The following is a 4,073-nucleotide window of genomic DNA, read 5'->3' as shown; positions in this document are numbered from 1 at the left end:
TCCTTGGAAAGCACCGTAGAGAGGCTCATCGACGAGATGATGGAGCCCTATGATCTCGGCACGCACCTGCAATCGGTCAGCCTGTCGGTGGGCATCGTGGCGATGCCAAAGGACGGCGTCGATCCCGTCCTCATCCTGCGCCGCTCCAATCTGGCGCTGCAGAATGCACGCGCTAGCGGCGTTGGCAACTGGTCGGTCTTCCATGCCGAAATGGGCAGGGTCGCCGACCATCGCCAGTGGATCGAATCCGAACTGAATACAGCCTTCGAACGCGGTGACTTCGATCTTCACTACCAGCCGCAGCTCGATCTCCCGACCGGCCGCATTGTCGGCTACGAAGCGCTGATCCGCTGGCGGCATCCGGAACGCGGCATGATCCCGCCGATGGAGTTCATTCCGATCGCCGAGGAAACCGGCATGATCGGCCCGATCGGCGAATGGGTGCTGCGCAAAGCCTGCAGCGACGCCCGGCATCTGCCCGACGACTGCTTCGTCGCCGTCAACATCTCGCCCGTGCAGTTCATGACCAAGGACTTCGTCGGTACCGTGCGCGACACCATGACAAGCACCGGCATCAAGCCGTCGCGGCTGGAGCTGGAAGTGACCGAGACGGCGATGATGCAGGACCGAGACCGCGCCGCCGCCATCCTGAAGCAGCTTGCGGATATGGGCATCTCGGTCGCCGTCGACGATTTCGGCACCGGCTATTCCAATTTGAGCTACCTGATCGACTTCTCGTTCGGCAAGCTGAAGATCGATCGATCCTTCGTCAGCCGCCTCGATACCGATGCCAGCTCGGGCGCGGTCGTCTCGACCATCGTCGGGCTGTCGCGCGCGCTCGGCGTCAGCATCATTGCCGAAGGCGTCGAGACCGAAAGCCAGGCGACGCTGCTTAGGGCAGCCGGCTGCGAGGTGGTGCAGGGCTACCTGTTCGGCAGGCCGGCCCCTCTCAAGCTCAGGGTCGGCGACGCGCATGTCACCGACGAGGTCCGACGCGTCGCCAATCTGCATTGAGGCGCGACGCGATGTCTGTTTTCGTCTGAGCATGATCTTTTCCGAAAACCGGTATCCACTTTTCGGGATCATGCTTCAACGACGAGCGGAAAGCACCTTGAACATGCCGTCACGGGCGAGTTCGGCATGGCTCGAAAAAGCGGCCGCCAGGATCGGCTCATAGGGAAGCTGACGGTTGGCGACCATGAACAGCCGCCCGCCTGGCTTCAAGGCCTTGGCCGCCGCGCGGATCATGCCGGCGCCGATCTCCGGCTCGGCCGCCCGGCTGCGATGAAAGGGCGGGTTCATGGCGATCGCGTCGTAGCGCTTCTCGACCGGTTCCTTCAGCAGATCGACCCAGAAGAAATTCCTGGCGATCGACTGGCTGACCCCCGCCAGATTGCGCTTTGCGGCTTCGAGCGAGGCGAAATCGGCCTCGTAGAGGTCGAGCGCCGGAACGCTGGGGGAGCGGTCGGCGATCTCGGCAGCCACATAGCCCCAGCCGGCGCAGAAATCGGCAATGTTGCCCCGCAAATCATTGGGCAGGTTCTCGACCAGCAATTTCGAGCCGGTATCGATCCGGTCGAAGGAAAACATGCCGGGCGCGGTGTGGAACCGGTTTTCAACCAGCAAGGCGGGATTGGCGGCGCGTAATTCTTCCGCGGCGGCCAGATCGGCGGGACGGCGCAACCAGAAGGCGATGCCGTGATATTTCGGCAGATGGCCTTCAAGCGGCACAAGCTCGTCAACGCGCTTGCGCAGGCTGGCAATGCCATCGTCCTTGCCGCCGGCGACGACCACCAGGCCGCCCGGCGCGACGCGTTCAAGCGCCTCAGCGATGCGCACTTCGTTCAGGCCGCGATGCCGGCCGGCAAGCACAAGTGCCATATCGAAACCGTCGCCTTCCGCTTGTGCGGTGACGATGAGGCCAGACGCCTGCAGCGCGCGAAAATCCGGCCGGAAGCCCTGCACGAGGTGAAGCGCGGCTTCGAAGCCTTCAGGCAGGCGAAAACCCGGTTCGGTGCCCAGAAACAGGACGCGATTGCCCCTTCCCGGCAGAGGAACAGCCTCGGCCTCAAAGGGATGAAAAAGCGTCTTCAGCGGCTCGGCGGACATCGTTCGGTCTCGAAATGAGGTCTGTCTTGGCAATCTGAGAATGAAGACCCGGGCTGAAAATGAAATCCGGGCTGAAAATGAAAACGGGCGCGACCTAAGCCGCGCCCGTTTCGATTCATGATCTCAGACCGATCAGGCGGCGTTTTCTTCGCCTTCGGTCTTCTTGTCGCGGGCGAGTTCCTTGCCGGTGGCCTGGTCGACGACCTTCATCGACAGGCGGACCTTGCCGCGCTCGTCGAAGCCCATCAGCTTGACCCAGACCTTGTCGCCTTCCTTGACCACGTCCGAGGTCTTGGCGACCCGGTCGTTGGCAAGCTGCGAGATGTGGACGAGGCCGTCACGCGGACCGAAGAAGTTGACGAAGGCGCCGAAGTCGGCGGTCTTGACGACCGTGCCTTCATAGATCTCGCCGACTTCCGGCTCGGCGACGATGGTGTGGATCCACTTCTTCGCCGCCTCGATCTCCTTGGCGTTGGACGAAGCGATCTTGACCGTGCCGTCGTCCTCGATGTTGATCTTGGCGCCGGTCTTCTCGACGATCTCGCGGATGACCTTACCGCCCGAACCAATCACGTCGCGGATCTTGTCGGTCGGGATGTGCATCACTTCGATGCGCGGTGCGAACTCACCGAGTTCCGAACGCGCGCCGGAGAGCGCGTGGCCCATCTCGCCGAGGATATGCAGGCGGCCGTCCTTGGCCTGGCCAAGCGCAATCTGCATGATCTCCTCGGTGATGCCATCGATCTTGATGTCCATCTGCAGCGCGGTGATGCCGTTGGCGGTGCCGGCGACCTTGAAGTCCATGTCGCCGAGGTGATCCTCGTCGCCAAGGATGTCGGAGAGAACGGCGAAACGCTCGCCTTCCTTGATCAGGCCCATGGCGATACCGGCGACGGGCTTGGCCAGCGGCACGCCGGCATCCATCAGCGCCAGCGAGGTGCCGCAGACGGTCGCCATCGACGACGAACCGTTGGACTCGGTGATCTCCGAGACGACGCGCAGCGTGTAGGGGAACTGGTCAGCGCTCGGCAGCATCGGGCGAATGGCGCGCCAGGCGAGCTTGCCATGGCCGATTTCGCGGCGGCCCGGCGAACCCATGCGACCGGTCTCACCGACGGAGTAGGGAGGGAAGTTGTAGTGAAGGAGGAACTTCTCCTTGTACATGCCGGTCAGCGAATCGACATACTGCTCGTCCTCGCCGGTACCGAGCGTGGCAACGACCAGCGCCTGGGTCTCGCCGCGGGTGAACAGTGCCGAACCGTGAGTGCGCGGCAGGACGCCGACTTCGGAGACGATCTTGCGAACCGTCTTGAGGTCACGGCCATCGATGCGCGAACCGGTGTCGAGGATGTTCCAGCGCACGACCTTGGCCTGGAGTTCCTTGAACACCGAACCGATCTGCTCGGAGGTGTACTTGGCGTCTTCGCCTTCAGCCGGGGCAAACGCGGCCTTGACCTTCGCCTTGACGGCGTCGACGGCGGCGTAGCGCTTCTGCTTGTCGACGTTCTTGTAGGCCGAGCTGAGTTCGTCGCCGACGATCTTCAGCATCTCTGCTTCGAGCGTGGAATAATCCGGCGCGGTGAAGTCGCGCGGCTCCTTGGCGGCAACTTCGGCCAGCTTGATGATGGCGTCGATGACCGGCTGGAAGCCCTTGTGGCCAAACATGACGGCGCCAAGCATCAGCTCTTCGCCCAATTCCTTGGCCTCGGACTCAACCATCAGCACGGCGTCGGTGGTGCCGGCGACGATGAGGTCGAGCTTGGATTCCTGCATCTCATCGACATGCGGGTTGAGCACGTATTCGCCGTTGATGTAGCCGACGCGGGCGCCGCCGATCGGGCCCATGAACGGAACGCCCGACAGCGTGAGAGCAGCCGAGGTGGCAACGATCGACAGGATGTCGGGATCGTTCTCGAGATCGTGCTGGACGACGGTGACGACGATCTGGGTGTCGTTCTTGTAGC

The 4,073-nt window shown here is 62.9% G+C and carries 3 protein-coding genes; 1 reads left to right on the top strand and 2 read right to left on the bottom strand.

Going from position 1 to position 4,073, the window contains the following annotated elements:
* Positions 1-1,014, top strand: a 1,014-nt coding sequence (locus EN935_RS25300; protein WP_164771325.1) for a GGDEF domain-containing phosphodiesterase, incomplete at its 5' end; no start/stop codon positions are given.
* Positions 1,015-1,089: 75 nt separating this feature from the next.
* On the opposite strand, the gene EN935_RS25295 is transcribed toward EN935_RS25300, so the two are convergent.
* Complete coding sequence (locus tag EN935_RS25295) at positions 1,090-2,109, bottom strand: class I SAM-dependent methyltransferase (RefSeq protein ID WP_127262815.1); 1,020 nt, start codon at positions 2,107-2,109, stop codon at positions 1,090-1,092.
* 132 nt (positions 2,110-2,241) lie between these two features.
* The coding region (gene pnp, locus EN935_RS25290) for a polyribonucleotide nucleotidyltransferase (protein ID WP_127373723.1) at positions 2,242-4,073 on the bottom strand (1,832 nt) is incomplete at its 5' end.

The organism is Mesorhizobium sp. M7D.F.Ca.US.004.03.1.1 (genome assembly GCF_003998635.1).
Lineage (GTDB): Bacteria > Pseudomonadota > Alphaproteobacteria > Rhizobiales > Rhizobiaceae > Mesorhizobium > Mesorhizobium loti.
Note: the sequence above shows the minus strand (reverse complement) of the source record. Positions and strands in the feature narration are given on the sequence as shown.

Coding starts and splice junctions, on each gene's coding strand:
- EN935_RS25295 (WP_127262815.1), bottom strand. CDS start 2,109: ATGTCCGCCGAGCCGCTGAAGACGCTTTTTCATCCCTTTGAGGCCGAG.